Annotated in this window: 20 protein-coding genes and 1 tRNA gene; 15 read left to right on the top strand and 6 right to left on the bottom strand. The window is 65.2% G+C overall.

Annotated features, from left to right (window positions below; translation table 11 throughout):
- The first annotated feature begins 59 nt into the window (after nt 1-59).
- Complete coding sequence (locus tag AB4Z37_RS09420; RefSeq protein WP_441516446.1) at nt 60-1637, top strand: 2-isopropylmalate synthase; 1578 nt, start codon at nt 60-62, stop codon at nt 1635-1637.
- A 273-nt stretch (nt 1638-1910) separates the two neighbouring features.
- On the opposite strand, the gene AB4Z37_RS09415 is transcribed toward AB4Z37_RS09420, so the two are convergent.
- Both AB4Z37_RS09415 and AB4Z37_RS09410 read right to left on the bottom strand, forming a co-directional pair.
- Nucleotides 1911-2855 (bottom strand): hydroxymethylglutaryl-CoA lyase, encoded by a 945-nt coding sequence (locus AB4Z37_RS09415; RefSeq protein ID WP_441516445.1) that lies wholly within the window; start codon nt 2853-2855, stop codon nt 1911-1913.
- Nucleotides 2852-4015, bottom strand: coding sequence for a CaiB/BaiF CoA transferase family protein (locus AB4Z37_RS09410; RefSeq protein ID WP_441516444.1), 1164 nt, complete (start codon nt 4013-4015; stop codon nt 2852-2854). Before AB4Z37_RS09410 ends, AB4Z37_RS09415 begins: the two co-directional genes overlap by 4 nt.
- Before the next feature lie 144 nt (nt 4016-4159).
- On the opposite strand from AB4Z37_RS09410, the gene AB4Z37_RS09405 reads away from it, so the two are divergent.
- Nucleotides 4160-5083 (top strand): LysR family transcriptional regulator, encoded by a 924-nt coding sequence (locus tag AB4Z37_RS09405; protein WP_441516443.1) that lies wholly within the window; start codon nt 4160-4162, stop codon nt 5081-5083.
- Between the two features lie 19 nt (nt 5084-5102).
- On the opposite strand, the gene AB4Z37_RS09400 is transcribed toward AB4Z37_RS09405, so the two are convergent.
- A complete protein-coding gene (locus AB4Z37_RS09400; RefSeq protein WP_441516442.1) occupies nt 5103-5561 on the bottom strand; it encodes a hypothetical protein in 459 nt (152 codons plus the stop codon).
- 356 nt (nt 5562-5917) lie between these two features.
- Between AB4Z37_RS09400 and AB4Z37_RS09395 the strand changes: the two genes are divergently transcribed.
- The 7 genes from AB4Z37_RS09395 (at nt 5918) to AB4Z37_RS09365 (ending at nt 12503) form a co-directional block, all read left to right on the top strand.
- Nucleotides 5918-6589: a flavin reductase family protein gene (locus AB4Z37_RS09395; protein WP_441516441.1), complete on the top strand. Its 672-nt coding sequence runs from the start codon at nt 5918-5920 to the stop codon at nt 6587-6589.
- Nucleotides 6590-6794: 205 nt separating this feature from the next.
- Nucleotides 6795-8222, top strand: a complete 1428-nt coding sequence (locus AB4Z37_RS09390; protein ID WP_441516440.1) for an MFS transporter — start codon at nt 6795-6797, stop codon at nt 8220-8222.
- Between the two features lie 164 nt (nt 8223-8386).
- A complete protein-coding gene (locus AB4Z37_RS09385; protein WP_441516439.1) occupies nt 8387-9385 on the top strand; it encodes a TRAP transporter substrate-binding protein in 999 nt (332 codons plus the stop codon).
- A 140-nt stretch (nt 9386-9525) separates the two neighbouring features.
- Nucleotides 9526-10098, top strand: coding sequence for a TRAP transporter small permease (locus tag AB4Z37_RS09380; protein WP_441516481.1), 573 nt, complete (start codon nt 9526-9528; stop codon nt 10096-10098).
- Complete coding sequence (locus tag AB4Z37_RS09375; protein WP_441516438.1) at nt 10098-11381, top strand: TRAP transporter large permease; 1284 nt, start codon at nt 10098-10100, stop codon at nt 11379-11381. The genes AB4Z37_RS09380 and AB4Z37_RS09375 overlap by 1 nt, the downstream gene beginning before the upstream one ends.
- Before the next feature lie 217 nt (nt 11382-11598).
- Nucleotides 11599-12135, top strand: a complete 537-nt coding sequence (locus AB4Z37_RS09370; protein ID WP_441516437.1) for a Spy/CpxP family protein refolding chaperone — start codon at nt 11599-11601, stop codon at nt 12133-12135.
- A 292-nt stretch (nt 12136-12427) separates the two neighbouring features.
- Nucleotides 12428-12503: transfer RNA gene (locus AB4Z37_RS09365), tRNA-Lys, on the top strand.
- 56 nt (nt 12504-12559) lie between these two features.
- Here AB4Z37_RS09365 and AB4Z37_RS09360 read toward each other — a convergent pair.
- Entirely contained in the window at nt 12560-12835 is a 276-nt protein-coding gene (locus AB4Z37_RS09360; RefSeq protein WP_441516436.1) for a hypothetical protein, read from the bottom strand.
- A gap of 63 nt (nt 12836-12898) precedes the next feature.
- Between AB4Z37_RS09360 and AB4Z37_RS09355 the strand changes: the two genes are divergently transcribed.
- The 3 genes from AB4Z37_RS09355 to AB4Z37_RS09345 all read left to right on the top strand — a co-directional run bounded on the left by AB4Z37_RS09355 (nt 12899) and on the right by AB4Z37_RS09345 (nt 15390).
- On the top strand, nt 12899-13303 hold the full coding sequence (locus tag AB4Z37_RS09355; protein WP_441516435.1) for a hypothetical protein: 405 nt from the start codon (nt 12899-12901) through the stop codon (nt 13301-13303).
- A gap of 463 nt (nt 13304-13766) precedes the next feature.
- Nucleotides 13767-14162 (top strand): hypothetical protein, encoded by a 396-nt coding sequence (locus AB4Z37_RS09350; protein ID WP_441516434.1) that lies wholly within the window; start codon nt 13767-13769, stop codon nt 14160-14162.
- On the top strand, nt 14143-15390 hold the full coding sequence (locus tag AB4Z37_RS09345; protein ID WP_441516433.1) for a hypothetical protein: 1248 nt from the start codon (nt 14143-14145) through the stop codon (nt 15388-15390). Before AB4Z37_RS09350 ends, AB4Z37_RS09345 begins: the two co-directional genes overlap by 20 nt.
- On the opposite strand, the gene AB4Z37_RS09340 is transcribed toward AB4Z37_RS09345, so the two are convergent.
- Nucleotides 15391-16014, bottom strand: coding sequence for a TetR/AcrR family transcriptional regulator (locus AB4Z37_RS09340; protein ID WP_441516432.1), 624 nt, complete (start codon nt 16012-16014; stop codon nt 15391-15393).
- Between the two features lie 74 nt (nt 16015-16088).
- Here AB4Z37_RS09340 and AB4Z37_RS09335 point away from each other — a divergent pair, with 74 nt between their 5' ends.
- The 3 genes from AB4Z37_RS09335 to AB4Z37_RS09325 all read left to right on the top strand — a co-directional run bounded on the left by AB4Z37_RS09335 (nt 16089) and on the right by AB4Z37_RS09325 (nt 18712).
- Nucleotides 16089-17120, top strand: a complete 1032-nt coding sequence (locus AB4Z37_RS09335; protein ID WP_441516431.1) for a zinc-dependent alcohol dehydrogenase family protein — start codon at nt 16089-16091, stop codon at nt 17118-17120.
- Nucleotides 17117-17974: an alpha/beta fold hydrolase gene (locus AB4Z37_RS09330; RefSeq protein ID WP_441516430.1), complete on the top strand. Its 858-nt coding sequence runs from the start codon at nt 17117-17119 to the stop codon at nt 17972-17974. The genes AB4Z37_RS09335 and AB4Z37_RS09330 overlap by 4 nt, the downstream gene beginning before the upstream one ends.
- 222 nt (nt 17975-18196) lie before the next feature.
- Nucleotides 18197-18712 (top strand): CPBP family glutamic-type intramembrane protease, encoded by a 516-nt coding sequence (locus AB4Z37_RS09325; protein WP_441516429.1) that lies wholly within the window; start codon nt 18197-18199, stop codon nt 18710-18712.
- 298 nt (nt 18713-19010) lie between these two features.
- On the opposite strand, the gene AB4Z37_RS09320 is transcribed toward AB4Z37_RS09325, so the two are convergent.
- A complete protein-coding gene (locus AB4Z37_RS09320) occupies nt 19011-20126 on the bottom strand; it encodes a glycosyltransferase (RefSeq protein ID WP_441516428.1) in 1116 nt (371 codons plus the stop codon).
- Between the last annotated feature and the right edge of the window lie 387 nt (nt 20127-20513).

The raw sequence follows: 20513 nt of genomic DNA, 5'->3' as shown, positions 1-20513 counted from the left end.
AAGGCCAACACCCCTGAAGGCGCCCAACAGACCGGCGCAAGAGAAGCAAGGACCCAGCCATGACCGTTTCAACGACCGACCATTCGACCGTCGCTCCCGCTCGCTCCGACAAGGACCGTGTCGTCATCTTCGATACGACCTTGCGCGACGGCGAGCAGTGCCCCGGCGCGACCATGACCTTCGAGGAGAAGCTGGAGGTCGCCGAGGCCCTCGACACCATGGGTGTCGATATCATCGAGGCCGGCTTTCCCAGTACCTCGGAAGGTGACTTCCAGGCCGTGCAGGAGATCGGCCGCCGCACCAGGAACGCGGTGATCGCCGGGCTCGCGCGTGCCCATCCCAACGATATCGACCGCTGTGCCGCGGCCGTGAAGGTGGCGAAACGCGGCCGCGTCCACATCGTGATTGCGACCTCGCCGCTGCACATGAAGGTCAAGCTGGCGAAGACGCCGGAGGAGGTGCTGGACATCTCGGTCGCCAGCGTCACCCGCGCGCGCAACCAGATCGACAATGTCGAATGGTCGGCGGAAGACGGCACCCGCAGTGAGCTCGACTACCTGTGTCGCATCGTCGAGGCGGTGATCAAGGCCGGCGCCACCACCATCAACATTCCCGACACTGTCGGCTACACCACGCCGGCTGAGTACGAGGCGCTGATGCGCAACCTGCGCGAGCGGGTGCCGAACGCCGACAAGGCAGTGTTCTCGGTGCATTGCCACAACGACCTGGGCATGGCGGTGGCCAACTCGCTCGCCGGCGTCATGGGCGGCGCGCGTCAGGTCGAATGCACCATCAACGGCATCGGCGAGCGCGCCGGCAACGCCGCGCTCGAAGAGGTGGTGATGGCGATGAACGTGCGCAACGACGCGTTTCCGTTCTGGAACGCGATCGACACCACCATGCTGACGCGGGTGTCCAAGCTGGTCGCGGCGGCGACCTCGTTCCCGGTGCAGTACAACAAGGCGATCGTCGGCCGCAACGCGTTCGCCCACGAGAGCGGCATCCACCAGGACGGCGTGCTCAAGAATGCGCAGACCTACGAGATCATGACGCCGGCCTCCGTCGGTATGCGGCAGTCCTCGCTGGTGCTCGGCAAGCACTCCGGCCGCCATGCCTTCATCCACAAGCTGAAGGAGATGGGCTACGAACTCGGCGAGAACCAGCTGGAGGACGCGTTCGCGCGCATGAAGGCGCTGGCCGACCGCAAGAAGGACATTCACGACGAGGACATCGAGGCGCTGGTCGACCAGAATATCGCCCAGGCCCACGATCGCATTCGTCTGAAGTCATTGAGCGTGATCGCCGGCACCCATGGCCCGCAGCGCGCCACCATGAAGCTCGATGTCGATGGCGAGGTGCGCACCACGGAGGCGGAGGGCAACGGCCCGGTCGATGCGGTATTCAACGCTATCAAGGCGCTGGTGCCGCACCACGCGGCGCTGGAGCTCTACCAGGTGCACGCGGTCACCGGCGGCACCGATGCACAGGCCGAGGTCTCGGTGCGTCTGTCCGAAGACGGCCGCGCCATGACCTCGCGCGCCGCAGATCCCGATACACTGGTGGCGTCCGCCAACGCCTATCTGGGGGCGCTCAACAAGATCGTCATGAAGCGCCAGCGCGACGCGGCGGGGGCGTGAGGTGATCTTTCGAACGCGTGTTGGGGCGTTGCGCTCCAACGCGCACGACGTCATGGCCGGGTAGCGCGATCCGTCCTGTTCGTTGGTTGATCTATCTCCTCATCCTGAGGAGCCCGCGTAGCGGGCGTCTCAGGATGAGGCTGGAGCTCCGCCGCGTTCAGCTGCGTGCCTTGGCCTCATGGTTCGAGACGCGGCCCTTTGGGCCGCTCCTCACCATGAGGAGATGAGTGCGCGGGCATGGCGCGAAGGAAGAGGGGCGCGCTGGCGTGCTCTTCACTCCTTCGCCACAAACCCCTTCGGCAATCCCGCCCGTGCAAGGCCGCCGTAGAGCGGCTCGCCGGGCATCTCGGCCTGCAGGATGGCGCGCACCGCAACCAGCCTGTCGATGTCGATGCCGGTCGCAAATCCCTTGCTCTCGCACAGGAACACGAGGTCCTCGAACACCACATTGCCGGTGGCGCCGGGCGCGAACGGGCAGCCGCCGAGGCCGCCGAGCGAGCCGTCGAGAATGCGGGCGCCGGCGTCGAGGGCGGCTGAGGCATTGGCGATGCCCATGCCGCGGGTATCGTGGAGGTGGACGCAGACCGGCGTGTCGCCGGCGAGGGCGACCGTGCGGGCCGTGAGTTCGCCGACTTGTCCGGGCCCGGCATAGCCGACGGTGTCGGCGATGCCGATGGCGTCGACGCCGGCGGCGAGACAGCGCTCCACGAGCCGCAATACCTCGTCCGGATCGACCGTGCCGGTGATCGAGCAGCCGAGCGCCATCGAGATGCCCGCGTGCACCAGCGGCTTGTGCGGGCTGTCGTTGCGCTGGCGGCACAGCCGCGCGATCAGCGCGATGGCCTCGTCGCGCGAGCGGCGCGCGTTGGCTGCGCTGTGCGCCTCGGTTGCCGACACGACCGCCGCGATCTCCGCGACGCCGGCGGCGAGTGCCTCATCCGCACCACGCTCGTTGAGCGCCAGCGCGATGCCATGGGCTCCGGGCAGGGCGGCGACCGCCGCGGCGACCTCGTGCACGTCGGTGAACTGCGGAAACCGCGCCGCCGGCAGGAACGAGCCGACCTCGAAATGCCGCACGCCGGCGGCGTATTCCTCGCGCGCCCAGCGCTGCTTCGCCGCGGTCGAGGGATAGGTCTTCACCAGTTGCAGGCCATCGCGCAGCCCGACCTCGCGCAGCGTCACCACGTTTCGCGGATAGATGGCATCACGGCTGGTCATGCCGGCCTCCCTGGTGCGGGAGTGGTGGAAGCGATCTCGGCGCGGATCGCCGCGGTGTCGGCGCCGAGCGCGGGCACGTGCAGGCCCTCGCCGATGCTGTGGCCGTTCCACTCCAGCGGCAGCGCCGGCACGCGCACTGCGGCGCCATCGGGCAGGGTGGCGTTGACGAGGCCGCCGGGGCGCAGCACATGCGGATCGCTGAACAGGTCTTCCGGGCGGTTGATCGGCGAGAAGCAGATGTTGAGGCGGTCGAGCGTTGCCATGGCGTCCGCCGTGGTCCAGCGCTTGAGCTCGGCGGCGACGCGCGGCAGGATGCGGCCGCGGGCGAGGATGCGGTCGGTGGTGGTTGCGAGCGTGGGATCGTCGGCGAGGTCCTGCAGGTGGAACGCACGGCAGAAGCTCTGCCAGTGGCCTTCGGTGACGACGCCGATGAACAGGCGCTCGCCGTCGGCGGTGTCGAAGATGTCGTAGACCGGCCAGGCATGCTCGCGCTCGGGCATCGACAGCGGCTTCTCGCCGGTCATCTCGTACTGCACCATGTGCTGCGCCACCAGGAACAGACAGTTCTCGAACAGTCCGACGCGGATGTCGGTGCCGGCGCGGCTGTCGCGGCGCTGGTACAGCGCGGCGAGGATGGCGATGGCGCCGAACATGCCGCCCATGATGTCGTTGGCGGAGGAGCCGACCCGCAGCGGCTTCTCCCGCGTGCCGGTCATGGCAGCGAGACCTGTCATCATCTGCACCACCTCGTCGAGGGCGGGGCGGTGCTCGTAGGGGCCGGACAGAAAGCCCTTGTGGCCGGCGATGATGAGATGCGGATGGCGCTGGCGCAGCGCCGCGAGGCCGATGCCCTGGCGCTCGAGCAGGCCGTCGCGGAAGTTTTCCAGGAACACGTCGGCGGTGGCGAGCAGGCGGTGCAGCGTGTCGCGGTCGTCGTCGACTGTGAGGTCAAGCACCACGCTGCGCTTGCCACGGTTGAACAGCGGGAAGAAGGCATGGCCCATGCCGCCGAGGGTGCGGGTCTTGTCGCCGGCCGGCGGCTCGACCTTGATCACCTCGGCGCCGAGCTGCGCCAGGATCATGCCGCAGGTCGGCCCCATCACCATGTGGGTCATTTCGACCACCCGCACCCCGGCGAGCGGCAGTCCGGCGTCTGTCATGGGCGTTCCCCGCGATCGGTTGATGCCCGTTCACGCTAGGCTTCCGCCTGCCTTCTGAAAAATATAATCTGTCGATCGCACTCTTCGATCTCCTAGAACGCATTCGCGGGGCGGCAGGGCGCCGTCCACGACAAGAGGCCGCCGATGGATTCGCGCCAGCTCCGCTACTTCATCGCCGTCTACGAGCAGCGCAATCTCTCCCGCGCCGCCGACCAGACCAATGTGGCGCAGTCGGCGATCAGCCACCACATCGCCAACCTCGAGGCGGAGTTCGCAACGCCGCTGTTCGAGCGCAAGCCGCGCGGCATGGAGCCGACGGCCGCCGGCGAGCGGCTCTATGAGCACGCCCGCGTCATCCTGCGCGCGATGTCGGACGCCGAGCGCGAGGTGCGCCAGGGCGCCCAGGCGATGACCGGCGAGATTTCCATCGGCATGGCGAATTCCGGCGTCAAGGCGATCGGCGTGCCGCTGATGCAGACGGTGCTGGCGAAGTATCCGGACCTCAGGCTGTCGCTGACCGAGAGCCTGTCGGGGGCGACGCTGATGCACCTGATGGCGTCGCAGGTCGATCTCGCGCTGGTCTACAACCCGCCGGCCGACAAGGATCTCGTCGCCGAGCCGGTGCTGGAGGAGCAGATGTTCTGCGTCGGCACACCGAAGGTGATCGGCCGCAGCAAGGCGCCGATCGCCTTCGACGACATGGCGCGGCTGCCCACCATCCTGCTCGGGCAGGGGCTGTCGTCGCGGGCGCTGCTCGACGATCCCGTGCCGCTGAAGCGGCTGGAGGCGAATGCGGTGCTGCACCTCAACTCGCTGTCGGCGATCACCGGGGCGCTGCTCGCAGGGCTTGGTTGCGCGCTCGCGACCAGGCTGTTCGTGCGCGAGCAGCTCAAGGCGGGAACGCTGGTGGCGCGCGAGGTGGTCAAGCCGAAGCTGACGCGCACGCTGTACATCTGTCGCCTGCGCAACCGGCCGGCGACCTATGTCATGGAGGAGATGCAGCGATTGATGCTGCGCCTGATCGCCGAGCAGGTCGGCCGTGGCGCCTGGGACGCCAAGCTGCTGTGAGGCGGCGGCGCGCCGTCTCTCAGTGCCCTAGCAGGTACTTGGCGCCGGCGACGATCACCACCAGCAGCACGAAAATCAGGAAGGCCGGAACCCGCGGCCTGCCGGCTGCGCCGCCGTCCTGGCGCGGGCCTGTTCCCATGGTGGCCTTGACCCGCGGCACCGCCTGCGGCTTCGGCCGCTGGAACGGGGTGACATTGTTGGCGGCGGGGGCGACCGACGGGCTCGGCAGCACCGGCGCGGTGCCGCTGCCGCCCATCGCGGCATAATAGTCCTGGTAGACCTGTGCGATGGTGGCGTCCGTCGCCTCCGCCTCGGAGGTGCTCTGCAGCCGGGCCTGGTAGTGTGTGAGATAGCCCTGCGCTTCGGCCGGCAGCTCGTCCGCACCGTTCAGCTTCGCCATCATCTTCCAGGTCGCCACATCGGCGCGCGCCTGGGTATCCGCGCGCCGGGCGATCATCATGTCCGCAGCCTTGACCACCAGTTCCTCAAAAAATCTCGATCGGGTTGGTTCACGATCCATGTCACGAAAGATCGCCGGTCAGCAAGAGCGGTCCGACGATGCTCCCATGCCTCCGCGGGCTGGACCAGAGAATGGGGAGATTGGGGCCGATTTGCGGGCCGGTGCGGGCTTCGGCATGCGCAATGTCCATCCAGGGCGACACCGCCGACACCCTTCCCGAATCCTGGCGCAGGCCCGGCGCCGGATGGCGCGAACGGGACACGGTGCCTGCCGGCGAGGCTAGCGTGCCGGTCGGGAAACGGGTGTCGCGAGCCGGCGAGGTTGCCTTATCTCACCATCGTTCCTCCGCTCAACAATGCATCACGAGAGACCACATGCGCAGCCATGAACCTCCGATCCTGTATTTCGGTACGCCCGTTGTGTTGATCAGCTCCCTCAACGAGGACGGCTTTCCCAATCTCGCGCCGATGTCGTCTGCGTTCTGGCTCGGCTGGCGCTGCATTCTCGGCCTCGATGCCGGCTCCAAGACGACCCAGAACATGATCCGGACCGGACAATGCGTACTGAACCTGCCGAGTGACGACATGGTCGCGGCGGTCAATCGGCTGGCGCTGACGACCGGCTGTGACCCGGTGCCGCCCGCCAAGATGCACCGCGGCTATCGCCATGAGCGCGACAAGTTCGGGATTTCCGGACTGACGCCGCTCCGTTCGGAGACGGTGGCGCCGCCGCGGGCGCTCGAGTGCCCGGTGCAGCTCGAGGCCAGCGTCGAGGCGGTGCATGGCGTCGCCGACGACGATGCCCGGTTTCGCGGGCACCTGGTCAGCATCGAGGTGCGGGTGCAGCGTGTCCACCTGCACGACGCCATCCTTGCCATCGGGGAGGCGAACCGGATCGATCCGGACAAATGGCGGCCGCTGATCATGAGCTTTCAGAAGTTCTACGGTCTTGGGCCTCAGCTTGCGGATTCGGTGCTGGCGCGTGTGCCGGAACAATTCTATCGCAGCCCCGATATCGATCGGGCGCGCCTCGAGCCGGCCCTGTAATCATTGCGTGGCCCGGCTTGCCGGACGGTGCGCCGATGTCACGGCGGGGAGGAGGCCCCCCGCCGTCTTCGAAGTTCTCGAACGCAGCCATCGATATGTTCGTCTGGATTTTATGAAGGCCGGCGGCAACATGACGCCCACACGGTCCGCGACAGACGGGCCGGCCACTAAAGGAAACGCGACACGCCGTCGCCGGGAGGACCGCATGAGTGCCGCCGCCATCGATGTTGCCAGGGCGCCCTCGTCCCGCGCCGCACGGACGGATGCCATCGCCGAGCGGCTGGAGCGGCTGCCGGCGTCTGGCTACCTCTGGCGCCTGGTGATCCTGCTGTCGCTCGGCGGCTGGTTCGAGATCTATGACCTGTTCTTCACCGGCTATATCGCACCGGGCCTGACCCGCAGCGGGCTGCTGACCGCCACCACCCAGGCGTTCTTCGGCTTCTCCGGCATCGGTGCCTTCATCGCGGCGACCTTCGCCGGCCTGTTCGTCGGCACGTTCTTCCTCGGCTTCCTGGCGGATCGCTTCGGACGCCGCTTCATCTTCACCTATGCGCTGCTCGCCTACAGCGCTGCCTCCGTGGTGATGGCGTGCCAGACGAGCGCGCAAGGCGTGCTGCTGTGGCGCTTCCTTGCCGGCATCGGCCTCGGAGTCGAGATCATCACCATCGATGCCTACATCACCGAGCTGGTGCCGAGCCGGATGCGTGGCCGCGCCTTCGCGGTCAACCAGGCGGTGATGCTGTCAGCGGTGCCGGTGGTGGCACTGCTGTCGTGGTGGCTGGTGCCGCTGTCGCCGGCTGGCGTCGACGGCTGGCGCTGGGTGGTGCTGATCGGCGCCGCCGGCAGCATGGTGATCTGGGTGCTCAGGCTGTTCGTGCCGGAAAGCCCGCTGTGGCTCGCCCGCAACGGCCGCACGGCGGAGGCGCTGGCTATCCTGCAGACGATCGAGGCCGGCGGCGGCGGGGCCGTGGTATCGTCTCCGTTGCGGGGGGAGCGGGCGGCGGAAGCCGCAGCTCCCGTGGTGGTGCCGCGGGCGGGATATGCCGAACTGCTGCGGCCGCCGCACCTCGCGCTGGTGATCCTGTTCATGGTGTTCAATCTCTGCCAGGCCTTCGGCGTCTATGGCTTTGCCAACTGGGTGCCGACGCTGCTGGTGGAGAAGGGCATCACCGTCACCAGGAGCCTGCAGTATTCCTTCATCATCGCGATCGCCTATCCGCTGGCGCCGCTGCTGGCGGCAAGCTTCGCCGACCGCTTCGAGCGCAAATGGATCATCAGCGTCGCGGCGGTGGTGATCGGCATCTTCGGCATTGCCTTCGCCCAGTTCGCCGATCCGGTGCTGCTGATCGCCTGCGGGGTGATCATCACCGCGGCCAACATGACCATGTCCTACGCCTACCATGCCTACCAGACCGAGGTATTTCCCACCCGTATCCGCGCCCGCGCCGCCGGCCTCGTGTATTCGATGAGCCGCCTCAGCGCGACGTTCTCCGGCTTCATCGTCGCCTACATGCTGCGCGAGGTCGGCGTCGGCGGCGTGTTCGCCCTGATCACCGCGGCGATGGCCGTGGTGGTGATCGCCATCGCCGGCTTCGGCCCCAACGTGCGGGGACGGCCGCTCGACGTCGCCTGACCCACGGCACGGGATATTTTGCATCGCAACAAGGGCGATGCACAAAAACAGATGTCCCCTGCGAACGGGCAATGGTGTTTTTGGCCGTGGCTTGCAATGGTGTGCCACCGATTTTGCCGGCGGCGCTCGTTGCCTGGCAGCAAGTCTGTGGGAGGAAGAAGAAAATGCGACACCTCGTGCTCGCGGCCGTGTCGGTCGCCTTTGCCGCGCTGGTCGGGCCGGCAGTGGCACAGCAGCCGATCGTCATCAAGTTCAGTCACGTGGTGGCGCCGGATACCCCGAAGGGGCTCGCCGCCGAGAAGTTCAAGGAGCTGGCCGAGAGGTACACCGACGGCAAGGTCAAGGTGGAGGTCTACCCGAACTCCCAGCTCTACAAGGACAAGGAAGAGCTCGAGGCGCTGCAGCTCGGCGCCGTGCAGATGCTGGCGCCGTCGAATTCCAAGTTCGGCCCGATCGGCATCAAGGAGTTTGAGGTGTTCGACCTGCCGTACATCCTGCCGGACCTCGCCACGCTGCGGAAGGTCACCGACGGTCCGCTCGGCGCCAGGCTGCTCAAGCTGCTGGAGCCGAAAGGCATGATCGGCCTCGCCTACTGGGACAACGGCTTCAAGCAGATGAGCGCCAACAGGAAGCTGGTGGCGCCTGAAGACTACAAGGGCCTCAAGTTCCGCATCCAGTCGTCCAAGGTGCTGGAAGCCCAGTTCCGCGCGCTCGGCGCGGTGCCGCAGGTGATGGCGTTCTCCGACGTCTACCAGGCGCTGCAGACCGGTGTCGTCGACGGCCAGGAGAACACGCCGTCCAACATGCTGACCCAGAAGATGCACGAGGTGCAGAAGTACACCACGCTGACCAACCACGGCTACATCGGCTATGTGGTGGTGGTGAACAAGAAGTTCTGGGAAGGCCTGCCGGCGGATGTCCGCACCCAGCTCGACAAGGCGATGAAGGAAGCCACCATCTTCGGCAACGGCCGCTCGGCGCAGGAAAACAACGATGCGCTCGAGGAGATGCGCAAGTCCGGCAAGACCGAGCTGATCAAGCTGACGCCGGAGCAGGACGCGGCGATGCGCAAGGCCATGGAGCCGGTCTACAACGACGTCGCCTCGCGCATCAGCAAGTCTCTGGTCGACGAGTTCCGCAAGGAAGGCGGCGCCACCAACTGACGGCTCTCCCGATCCGAGGCCGGGCGCGATCGCGCGCCCGGCGTCACCACCGACATCACGATCAACCTTCGATGATGCGGCGTGTGGCCGTGAGCGCGAACAAGGCGTGACGGCGCCGTCGTTGGGGGACAATCTTGAATATCATCCTGCGCATCCTCGACCGCCTCGAGGAGATCATGATCGCCACGCTGATGGGCGGGGCGACGCTATTGATCTTCGTCGCCGTGCTGCACCGCTTCGGCACCGGCATTCCCTTGCTCTATCCCTATCTCATCAACATCCACATCTCCTGGGCGCAGGAGCTGTGCATCTACATGTTCATCTGGATGGCCAAGTTCGGTGCCGCCTATGGCGTGCGTACCGGCATCCATGTCGGCGTCGATGTGCTGGTCAACCGCCTCAATGACAAGTGGCGCAAGGGCGTCGTCACCTTCGGCCTGCTCGGCGGCGCGCTGTTCACCGCCATCGTCGGCACCATGGGCGGCAAGTTCGTCATCGAGCTGATGAGCACCGACCAGGTGTCGCCCGATCTCGAGCTGCCGAGCTGGCTGGTCTACGCCTGCATTCCGCTGGGATCGTACCTGATGTGCTTCCGCTTCCTGCAGGTGGCGTGGGCTTACTGGCGCACCGGCGAGTTGCCGCACCATGACGCCACCAGTGTCGACGGCATCGAGGCCGCGCCGAAGGCGCCCGTCAGCGTGGGAGAAGCCTGATGACCGCGCTGATCATCTTCGGCCTGCTGTTCGCGCTGATGCTCACCGGCATGCCGGTGTCGATCGCGCTCGGCTTGTCCGTGCTCACCTTCCTGTTCACCATGACCGAGGTGCCGATCGAGAGCGTCGGGCTGAAGCTGTTCTCCGGCCTCGACAACTTCGGCATCATGGCGATTCCGTTCTTCATCCTCGCGGGCACCTTCCTGACCCGCGGCGGCGTCGCGCGGCGGATGATCACCTTCACCACGTCGCTGGTTGGCCATCTGCCCGGCGGCCTTGGCCTTGCCGGCGTCGCCGCCTGCGCGATGTTCGCGGCGATCTCCGGCTCCAGCGTCGCCACCGTGGTGGCGATCGGCTCGATCATGATGCCGGCGATGGTCGACCACGGCTATCCCAGCCGCTTCGGCGTCGGCGTCATCTCGACCTCCGGCGCGCTCGGGATCCTGGTGCCGCCGTCGATCATCCTCGTGCTCTACGGCGTCTCCACCAACACCTCGATCGGTGCTCTGTTCATCGCCGGCATCGTGCCGGGCATCCTGCTCGCCTGCATGCTGGCGGCGGTGACCTGGTTCATCGCCTGGCGCAACGACTACCCGCGCATGCCGCGCGCGACCTATCGCCAGCGCTGGACCGCGTTCCGCGAGAGCCTGTGGGGCCTGCTGCTGATCGTCATGGTGCTCGGCGGCATCTATGGCGGCATCTTCACGCCGACGGAGGCCGCCGCCGTCGCCGCGGTCTACGCCTTCGTCATCACGGTGTTCGTCTACAAGGAACTGCGGCTCACCGACGTGCCCAAGGTGCTGCTGCAGGCGGCGAGCATGAGCTCGATGCTGCTCTATATCATCACCAATGCGGTGCTGTTCTCGTTCCTGATGACCCACGAGCAGATCCCGCAGGAGATGGCGGCGTGGATCGTGCAGCAGAAGTTCAGCCTGTGGATGTTCCTGCTGGTGGTCAACATCGTGCTGCTGATCGCCGGCAACGTCATGGATCCATCGTCGATCCTCCTGATCATGGCGCCGATCCTCTATCCGCTGGCGACCAAGATCGGGGTCAACCCGGTGCATCTCGGCATCCTGATGATCGTCAACACGGAAGTGGGCCTGTGCCATCCGCCGGTCGGGCTCAACCTCTATATCGCCAGCAGCATCGCCAAGATGGGCATCAGCGAGATCACGGTAGCGGTGCTGCCCTGGCTGCTGGCGATGCTGGTGTTCCTCGGGCTCGTCACCTATGTGCCGGAGATTTCGCTCTGGCTGCCGCACGCGCTCGGCATGATGTAGCGCCGGCCGTCGCGCCTCGCGCCCSGCGGGCGTGCGGCGCGACGGGCCGGGCGGCGGGTGCTGACGGCCATTGTCCGCCATGCCGATGAACGGCCAGCCATCTTCCTGTCCAAACCGTAAGTTGATTGGCCGCGTCAGCGCGGTCATTTTGTCATGGGGCGATCGACCATCGTGTGCAACCGATCCTGAGGCGGCGCACGGCCATCTGGAGGTTCCCATGAAGAAGTTTGTTGTCGCTGGCGTGGCTGCGCTCGCGCTCCTCGGCACGTCCGCGGTCTATGCCCAGCACCGCGATTGGCACGGCATGCGCGGTGGCATGTCCCGCATGAGCCCGGAGGACCGGCTCGCCTTCGTTGATGCCCGCATCGCGGCGGTGAAGGCCGGACTGAAGCTGACGCCGGAGCAGGAGAAGAACTGGCCGGCGATCGAGAGCGCGGTGCGCGACTTCGCCAAGCAGCGCATCGACCGTGCCAATGCCTCGGCCGACAAGACGCCGCCGGAGGATCCGATCGTGCGGCTGCGCGAGCGTGCCGACCGCATGGCCACCGCTGGCGCCGGCCTCAAGCGCATCGCCGATGCGGCCGAGCCGCTCTACAAGACCCTCGACGACGGCCAGAAGCGCCGGCTCGCATTCCTTACCCGTGGCTTCGGCGGCCATCATCGTTTCGGTGGCTGGCGCGACCGCGACGGCGAGCGTGGTGACCATGAGCGCGGCCGTGGCATGGACCGTGACGGCGGCTCCGACCGTCTCTGAAGCCACTCAGCGCGACAGGCGCGAGCGAAGGTTCATCGAACGAGCCCCGGGCGCGGCATGGCCAGCATCCGGGGCTCAAGCCTTATTTAGTTGAATCTATTCGATAATTTCATTCGGTGCGCTTGCCGGTCGCAGGCCGGCGACGACTATGCCGGGCGACGCTTTGCGAGGGCCTGCGAAGCCTGTGAAAATCTCCTGTCCGAATGCAAAAAACTTCCGTCACATTGCTGGACAGAGGGGAGTCGCTTTGCTAAACGACGGCCTCCCGCAACGACTTTCCGGAACGGGTTCCGGGCGCATAGCTCAGTTGGTAGAGCAGCTGACTCTTAATCAGCGGGTCCTAGGTTCGAGCCCTAGTGCGCCCACCATTAAAATCAATGACGCAGATGAATCTGAGAACGTAGCGAAAGCTGCGTTTTACAGTTCATTTTGCAGTCTTTGTTCTCGCTTCGAGCTTCATCACAGCAGCCTCGGCAAGCTTCACGTCTCGGCCGAGATAGTGAGCATCAAGTATCGCTTCGACCTCCTTGAGGCTGTGGCCGGTGAACGTCGCGATTTGCGGCACCGTCGCCTCGGCCAGCGCCAGCCGTACGACCGCCGATCCCCTCAAATCGTGAAAGGTAAGGCCCGAGATGCCGGCCCGGTGGCAGGCGCTCGCCCAAGACCTGCGAAAGCCATCGGACGTCCAGGGGCGCCCCATCGGCATTGTCGCGACTCGCCGTCTATCTCGACGGCACGTGGAACTCCGTCGACAGCAACACGAATGTCTGGTGGATGCGGGCGCTTAAGCGCACAACACGCGGCCGCCGTAACCCTGCTTTTCGGCGAGCCGGGCTTGCCCGCCTTCTCCGATGCGCGTGTGCAGGATCCGAAGGTTCGCGCTCTGCGCCGCAAAATTGTCGTCAGGGCGGATCCCGCGCTCGACGTCGAAGCGGCCCGGGTGACGCTCAGGACGGTCGATGGTCGCGAGCATGCAACAGGCGTGGACCATGCCCGTGGTGGCCTTGAAAGGCCGCTTACCGACATGGAGCTCGAACGAAAATTCGAGCGTCTGGTATCCTCGCAGATGTCGCATCACGCACAGCGAGCGCTCGTCGACAGGATCTGGACGTTGGAGCACGTCGTGAACGTCGCTGAAATCCTCCCCCTGGCGAGTCCCGGTGGCTGAGCAATGTGTTCGGCGCGGCCTGCAGCCGAGCTTTGATGAGCATCGGCGATGATACGCATGCTTGGATCGCGTGTATCCGTGCACGGCAGTCAAGGGCACCAGTGTCTTTCAGGAGCACATACACACTGATGTCGCGGCGGGGTGCCCGATGCATCCGAACCGACGCCCTTCCTTGAATGGAGCGAGATGGCATTCATCTGCGCGGCGCTGGCTTCGGGCTCCCGTGCGAAAACGAGGCAATGGCGTGATTGAAGTCGACCGGACGAGACATTTCGTCATGGTGTCGGATTACCTCAACTTCAATTTGTGTCCATGTAATCCATTGATATTATTTTGTGTTTCCCATGTGAATGCCCGGCACAGGTTGCAAATAGGCGTCATGAAGATGTGCCACTATGGATAGCTGCTGCCACGTTTATCTACCCCTGAGCCAATGTCATGGTTCGGGCGATGCGGAGCCTGCATGACCGCCGTGCCTTCGGAATTTTTGCAAAAGAGCGACGAGGAATTGTTTCGCCTGCTTGGGCGATATGAGCTGGATCAGACATTCGCTTCCCAACCAACCTCCGATCAGGATCAAGCGGCTGCCGGACGGAGTTTCGTAAAGCGGGTTTCGGAATCTTTTCGGCAATCGATCTGTGCTCATCCGGTTACGAAAAAGCTTCTCTATAAGCAGGAAGCAGACATCTCTTTGGCGCTCGGGATGGTCATGGTGATGATCGTGCAAGTCGGTGTCTTCTCCAGGCCGACCGAGAGCGTGATTCATGAAATCGCGGCGCTCGCGGCTCTGCTCCTTCGTCAGGGCCTGGCGGCATATTGCTCCTGTGAAAAGGAAGCCGGTGGAAATCTCGAAACGTGATCGACTGATCCGTGATGCGGGTGGTGTTTTTTCGCCGCCGGCTGGAGCGCCCGATTTTCTTGTGAATGCGATTGGCTTCGCAATTTCCAATGCGGGCCGCAGCAGCCCCGCTGCAAAAACGTCGACCGTCGAGGTCGTCGTGACGGCCAGTGCCTCCACGGCCTGCTTCGCTCATCTGTTGGATGGCCAAGGGCTCATTCTGATTCCGGTCGGCGTCCCGTTACGCCTTGCTCTGCTGTACCGGATATTCTCCAGGTACTGGATGGCCTATGAAATCGTTACTTTTTTCGATGCCGAGTGGCAGCGCGATACACCTTATTTCATCAGAGAGAAGCTGGAGCGTAAGCCGCTCCATCCGATGGTGGAAGATGTCTATCGCGAAGATATCTCGATCGCCGCTCTTCTAACCCAATGTCATGCGATTGAAACAGGCCTCCCCAAGGACCGTTTGGATGCACTGGCTGACGCGTTGAAATACGCGCTCTGGTTTCTCATGGAGCATGAGCGATCTCACATCGAACGCCATTATCCATACTCGGAGCGAATGATCGAACTGATGCTCCGCGACCGGCCGGCATGGATAGATATGCGAAGCATGATGGAGACGGACGCGGATTGCCGTGCGGCCGAAACCCTGGCCAGAGCGCTTGCGCGGGGGCTGTCGTCATTGCCGCCACGCGCTACCGACGAGCGCGGTAAGCTCTTCCGAGCCGCACATTACAATCCCACCGTAGAGAGCTTCCTCCGATTGGGATTGGCGATCGTATTACTCTTTTCCCTCATCATACCGCGACGCCGCGCCATCACTGACTACGATAATGAACCGTACTCCCATCCGCAGGTGCGTTTGGTCACGCTCAATCAAGGTCTGGGGCGTGGCGTGCAGTCGGCCGGTTGTCCCGGCCACATCGCCGTTACATTGCTGGATTGGTTTATCAGAGGTGCCGGGGGCGCCATGTCGGGCTTGATCCTGGAGATGATCGAATACAATAAACGGATGAAGGAAACCAACCCCGCCTTCGATGCCGACGCCTATAAGCCGGTAACATCAATCGTCCTGGGACACGTTTCCGGATTGCGCGTTCACGAGCGCGCCTGTGCGAAATGGGATTTTCGCCATGCCTTCGTTGACGAGAATGGTACTTTCTCCTTCGTTCCCACGGGGCCGCTGCCGACGTCTTGCGTTTGGCATTGCGGCTCGCTCCTGCGTCCCGGAACGCGCCTCTGATCAAGGGGCGCCGCTGTCGCGCGCAGCGCCGATCAGCAGCGCCTTCATCGCCTTGCCGGTCAAGGCCATCGGCAGCGCATTCTTCGACGCAGCGCGCTCGAGCGCAAGCCCATGGGACAGCGCGATCAGCGTGACGGTGAGGTCGGCGGGCGTCAACTGCCCCTTCGTACCGAAACGCGTGAAGGCGCGCGCAATCAGGCGGGATACCGTGTGACGGTAGTCGGTGTAGAGCCGCGCAAAGACATCATTGGTCTTGTCCGCGCGCGACACCCGCAGTTGAAACTCCACCATCAACAGGCACCAGTCGGGATTGTCGCCGAGCTCGCGATATCTCGCGGCCACCTTCTCCGCAAAGGTGTCGAAGCTCGTGCTTTCGGCGACGATCGCCTCGAAGTCGCGCAGGTCGTGCGCGAGATGGCGCTGCAGCAGCGCAAGCAGGATCTCGTGCTTGTCGGCAAAGTTGGAATAGAACGCGCCGCGCGAGAATCCGGCGTTTTCGGCGATCTCATCGACCGACGTTCCCTCGAAGCCCACCTTCGCAAAGCAGCTCGCCGCCGAGCGCATCAGCAGTTCGCGGGTGCGCGCCTGGCTCTCCTCGCGATTGAGACGCTTCGTCGTCCGCATGGCTCCTCCTTGGCGGGCCGAATCCGTGCTTGACAGGCTAACACATCTGAATTCAAATACAGTTATGTATTTGAATGGTGATTTGTATGCGGTGCTGGGAGCTGCGATCTTTTGGAGCCGATGGGCTGGTTTTCGGCGAGCGGCCTGATCCCGTGCCTGGTCCAGGCGAGGTCCTGGTGGACATCGATGTGGTGACGCTCAATTACCGCGACCTTGCGATTGCGCGCGGGGTCTATGCGCCCGCGCAGCCGCTGCCGATGATCCCCGGCTCCGACGCCGTCGGCCGGATTGTCGCCGTCGGTCCGGGCGTGCAGCGCTGGCGCGGGGGCGAGCGTGTCATCGGCTGCTACATGCAGGCCTGGGATCGCGGACCGAGCACGCCTTCCGACCGGACCCGGACGCTGGGCTCTCCGCTCGACGGTGTGCTGTGCGAGCGCCGGGTGTTTCCGGCCGATTTCGTGGTGCCCGCGCCTGAGCACCTGACGGATGGCGAGTGCGCGACCCTTCCGGTGGCTGCGCTCACTGCCTGGTGCGCGCTGTTCGATCTCGCCGCCGCCAGGCCCGGCGAAACGGTGCTGGTACAGGGCTCGGGCGGAGTATCGACCTTTGCCGCGCAGTTCGCGCTCGCCGCGGGCCTGCGTGTGGTGGCCGTGTCGCGATCCGCGGCCAAGGCCGAGGCCATCCGCGGCCTCGGCGTGGAGACCGTGATCGTGGCCTCGGAGGTGGCGCATTGGGGCAGGGAGGTGGTCCGCGCCACGCAGTCGCGCGGGGCGGATGTCGTCGTGGACGTGGGCGGCGACGCCACGTTCGCCCAATCCATCGGCGCCTGCGGCCAGAACGGCCGGATCATTGCCGTGGGCTACCTTGGCGGCCTGTCGACCAGGATCGAGCTCGGGCCGATCATCTCCCGGAATCTCACGATCCGCGGCATCACGGTCGGATCACGCACGAGCTTCGAGGCCATGCTCGCCTTCATCGAGGCCGCCGCGCTCCGGCCCGTGATCGACCGCGTTTATCCCTTCGCGGCGGTGCCGGAAGCCTATGCCCGTCTCGCCAGCGCCGATCAGCACGGCAAGATCTGCATCGATCTCAGGAGCACGCAATGACAAGGCTTTTGCAATGGTGGGAGAGCGGCTCATCGCTCGACATCGACGGGCAACGCATCTTCACGCGGATCGAAGGCACCGGCCCGACCGTGGTCTTCCTGCACGGGTTTCCTACCTCGTCGCACGACTGGGCGGGGGTGATCGCCCGCCTTCGCGGCCGCTACCGCTGCGTGACCTTCGACCATCTGGGCTATGGCGCCTCGGCAAAGCCGCGCGACGCCGACTATTCGGCGCTGCTGCAAACGAGCCGCGCGCTCGCGGTTCTCGAGGCGCTCGGCATCACGGCGGCGGATATCGTCGCGCACGATCTCGGCGGCATCCTGCTGCAGGACATGCTGCACCGAAAGCTCGACGGCCGGCTGGGTCTCGCCGTGGGGCAGGCGATTTTCATGAACTCCTCGGTCTATGCGGAGCTCTACCGTCCGGGGCCGGCGCAGCTCGCGCTGGCCGATCCGGTGCAGGGGCCGGTCCTGGCGCGGTCGCTGTCGCGGGAGACGTTCGCAGCGGCGGTCGCGCCGCTGTTCCCGTCCCGCCAGCTGGCGGCCTCCGAACTCGATGACATGTGGGACGCGGTGCGGCGCGAGGACGGACAGCTGCTGTGGCCACAGCATCTGATTTACATGGCCGAGCGGTCAAAGCTGTCCCGGCAGTGGGAAGCGGCGCTGACGCAGACGCGCACGAGGCTCGGCTTCGTCTACGGTGCCGCGGACGCGATTTCCGGCGCAGCCATTCTCGAGCGCGCGGCCGCGCAGCTTCCGAATGCGGCCGTGGTCGGTCTTGCCGGCCTCGGCCATTATCCGCAGCTCGAGCGGCCCGATGAGGTCGCCGACGCGCTCGCCAGGCTCCTCGGCTAGGCGATGGTTGCCGCGCGCGCCCGAGGCCGGGGATACCCGCGCATGGCGCGCTGTTCCCGATCTCTGTGATATACCAGCGGACAGACCGTGGCCAAATGCCGGCGACGGCCGCGCGGCCCGCTCATCAAAGCGACGTTCGCCGTGCCGGCCGGCATTGCGGTTTCGGTTGAATGAGGCCATGTCTCGTTCGCAGCTGCGCCGGAGACGTCGAGAGACCATGAGATGATCACGGCGCGGACCTCGCTGTTTGTCGATCTCCACCTGATGCCGGCCGCCGGGCGGCGCGCGGCCGCTGCGGTGGCGGCCATTGCCGCCGCCGCCGTCGTGGCCGCGATCGCTGTTGCCGCGGACACCGCCTTTCGCAGCCAGCTGGCGGCGGACTATGTGGCGCACTACACCAGCGCCCTCATGCCGCGGATGGCCTTCATGGTCCTCACCTCGGCTTACGAGGAGGTCAAATGGCGCCTCGTGCTCATGACCCTTCTGATCGCCGCCACGCGGCTGGTGCTCGGGCGCCGGCCGCCTGATGCGGCCTTCATCGCCGTCATCGCGTTCGTCCAGTTCTGCAACGTTGCGGATGGCCTCGCTGCCGCTCCGGTCTATGCCGCCTTCCGTTTCTTTCTTCCCGGCTGTGTGTGGGGCTGGCTGTACTGGCGCCACGGCTGGGTGACGGCGTTGGCCGCCCATGCCGCGTGTCACCTGATCATGGATCCGGTGCTGCGCATCGTGCTGTCCTAGGCGCCGCCCGACCAGGACGGCCACGGTTCGCGTCGATGCCGCCGCGCTCGCCGATGCGGGCTGCGCGATGCCGCACTCTATGGCGCGGTCTGCCGCAGCATCGTGATGTTGAGCGATCGCCGGTCGGTGGCCGGCTTCGTCGATCAGTGCGTCGACCGGGCGCTCGACGCCGGACGGCATGACTGAGCAGAGCCGGGCCTCGCGGAGGCGTTCAAATGGCCGGTTGAGACATCGACGACGTGGACGAAATCGCGCACGCTGGTTTGAGGCCGCTCTCGTGGGTGCGAAGGGGCGATGGCTATTGATCGTTGCCGGTGATCATCATGCTGCGATAGCCAGGAGGTGACTGCTCAACTGCTTTCGCGGGCCTGTTTCTGAGGGGCGCCTGCACGGGCTGCGGTCCCCGCAGGAATGCGCCGAAGATCTCTTCATATGCATTCTGAATGATCGCGTTGGTACTCGTGTCGAGCGTACGCGCGCGCGCCCGTCGCCCGAGAATCGGCAGCTGTTCCGGCGTCGCAATCAGTTTGAGGATCGCTTCCCTCAAGGCGTGCTCGGAGCCCAGCGGAACGACATAGCCTTCCATGCCGTCTCTGATGAAATCCCGGCACCCCGGAACCGCTGTGACCACAGACGGGCGGCCGCACGCGGACGCCTCCAGCAAGGCGCGCGGCAGACCTTCGCCGCATCGGCTCGTGAAGATCGCCGCATGATAATTGCTCCAGATCGTCGCGATCCGATCGCTGGATCCCCGATAGTGAACGCCCGGAATGGCTTGCAGCGCCTCAGGGGACACCGGACGCGGGTTCGACGGATCCGGAGCGCTATAGACGTGCAGCTCGACCGGGTGACCTTGCCGCGCGAGTGACGAAATGGCCTCGGCGGCGAGATCGATGCCCTTGGACCAGACGAGGCGCGAGACGGTGGCAAAGCGAAACGGCGGCCCTTCGGGAATGTCGAGAGGCATGAATTCGGCGGGGTCGATGCCGACGCCCATCACGATGGACGCGCGATGATGGCGCTGCAAAATTCCCATCGCGACGGGATCTGTTGTGTTCTCGAAAATGAAATGTGCGCGCCAGGGCGACACGTGCTTCAGCGTCCGAAAGATCGCCCAACGCGATGCTTTGGTCTTCAATGTGTCGGAGATGCCGAGAAAGCCGACCTCGGTGACGACGAATACGAACTTGATCGATAGAAACAGGTATTGCAGCAGCGCCACGATAAAGCACATGCGCAACGAGTAGCAGACAACAATCGACGGCTGCATGCGACGGAACGCGTTCGCGAACCAGATGGCCTCGCCGACGATCGCGCGCAGTGAATTATGATTTCGGCGGGTCGGGCTCGAGATGACTCTGACGCCATCGACCCAGGTTTCCTGACCTTCGTTTCGTCCCGGAGCAATGGCCATGACATCTCGGCCAGTGGCTTTTGCAGCGGAAAGAGCGGGTTGAAAGTGCCGGAAGAGAAAATCCTGGTTACTGACAACGAAGCAAACCGGCCCCACTCCTTAAACCCCCGAATCCGGAAGGGTATTTTGGCTCTCGCGGTTTTCCGGGCTGGCGCGAGGCCTGTAGTCCTACCGATTTGACATAAAGTGCGCGGAACTTTCGGCGCAAACTCACCCCGTCATGTAAACGCCTGTAAAGACAGGGCGGGCGTGAGCGCAATGCTGTCTGCGCCGTGAGCGCTGCTGAGAGAATATGCGCGGATCGCGGCCCGGCTCGCCGATCTTCTGTTCATGCCGGTGGGCGGCCGGCATTGCCGCCGTCGTCCTGTTCCAGGGGCCACCGGCCGG

The organism is Bradyrhizobium sp. 2TAF24, from assembly GCF_052115025.1.
In the GTDB taxonomy this organism is placed as follows: domain Bacteria; phylum Pseudomonadota; class Alphaproteobacteria; order Rhizobiales; family Xanthobacteraceae; genus Bradyrhizobium_A.
Note: the sequence above shows the minus strand (reverse complement) of the source record. Positions and strands in the feature narration are given on the sequence as shown.

What these genes read in the sequence shown, in the direction of transcription:
- AB4Z37_RS09340 (WP_441516432.1), bottom strand. Translation starts at nt 16,014, where the DNA reads ATGCGGACGACGAAGCGTCTCAATCGCGAGGAGAGCCAGGCGCGCACC.
- AB4Z37_RS09390 (WP_441516440.1), top strand. Translation starts at nt 6,795, where the DNA reads ATGAGTGCCGCCGCCATCGATGTTGCCAGGGCGCCCTCGTCCCGCGCC.
- AB4Z37_RS09360 (WP_441516436.1), bottom strand. Translation starts at nt 12,835, where the DNA reads ATGGGGCGCCCCTGGACGTCCGATGGCTTTCGCAGGTCTTGGGCGAGC.
- AB4Z37_RS09415 (WP_441516445.1), bottom strand. Translation starts at nt 2,855, where the DNA reads ATGACCAGCCGTGATGCCATCTATCCGCGAAACGTGGTGACGCTGCGC.
- AB4Z37_RS09320 (WP_441516428.1), bottom strand. Translation starts at nt 20,126, where the DNA reads ATGGCCATTGCTCCGGGACGAAACGAAGGTCAGGAAACCTGGGTCGAT.
- AB4Z37_RS09395 (WP_441516441.1), top strand. Translation starts at nt 5,918, where the DNA reads ATGCGCAGCCATGAACCTCCGATCCTGTATTTCGGTACGCCCGTTGTG.
- AB4Z37_RS09330 (WP_441516430.1), top strand. Translation starts at nt 17,117, where the DNA reads ATGACAAGGCTTTTGCAATGGTGGGAGAGCGGCTCATCGCTCGACATC.
- AB4Z37_RS09410 (WP_441516444.1), bottom strand. Translation starts at nt 4,015, where the DNA reads ATGACAGACGCCGGACTGCCGCTCGCCGGGGTGCGGGTGGTCGAAATG.
- AB4Z37_RS09375 (WP_441516438.1), top strand. Translation starts at nt 10,098, where the DNA reads ATGACCGCGCTGATCATCTTCGGCCTGCTGTTCGCGCTGATGCTCACC.
- AB4Z37_RS09385 (WP_441516439.1), top strand. Translation starts at nt 8,387, where the DNA reads ATGCGACACCTCGTGCTCGCGGCCGTGTCGGTCGCCTTTGCCGCGCTG.
- AB4Z37_RS09355 (WP_441516435.1), top strand. Translation starts at nt 12,899, where the DNA reads ATGTCTGGTGGATGCGGGCGCTTAAGCGCACAACACGCGGCCGCCGTA.
- AB4Z37_RS09405 (WP_441516443.1), top strand. Translation starts at nt 4,160, where the DNA reads ATGGATTCGCGCCAGCTCCGCTACTTCATCGCCGTCTACGAGCAGCGC.
- AB4Z37_RS09420 (WP_441516446.1), top strand. Translation starts at nt 60, where the DNA reads ATGACCGTTTCAACGACCGACCATTCGACCGTCGCTCCCGCTCGCTCC.
- AB4Z37_RS09335 (WP_441516431.1), top strand. Translation starts at nt 16,089, where the DNA reads ATGGTGATTTGTATGCGGTGCTGGGAGCTGCGATCTTTTGGAGCCGAT.
- AB4Z37_RS09370 (WP_441516437.1), top strand. Translation starts at nt 11,599, where the DNA reads ATGAAGAAGTTTGTTGTCGCTGGCGTGGCTGCGCTCGCGCTCCTCGGC.
- AB4Z37_RS09350 (WP_441516434.1), top strand. Translation starts at nt 13,767, where the DNA reads ATGACCGCCGTGCCTTCGGAATTTTTGCAAAAGAGCGACGAGGAATTG.
- AB4Z37_RS09325 (WP_441516429.1), top strand. Translation starts at nt 18,197, where the DNA reads ATGATCACGGCGCGGACCTCGCTGTTTGTCGATCTCCACCTGATGCCG.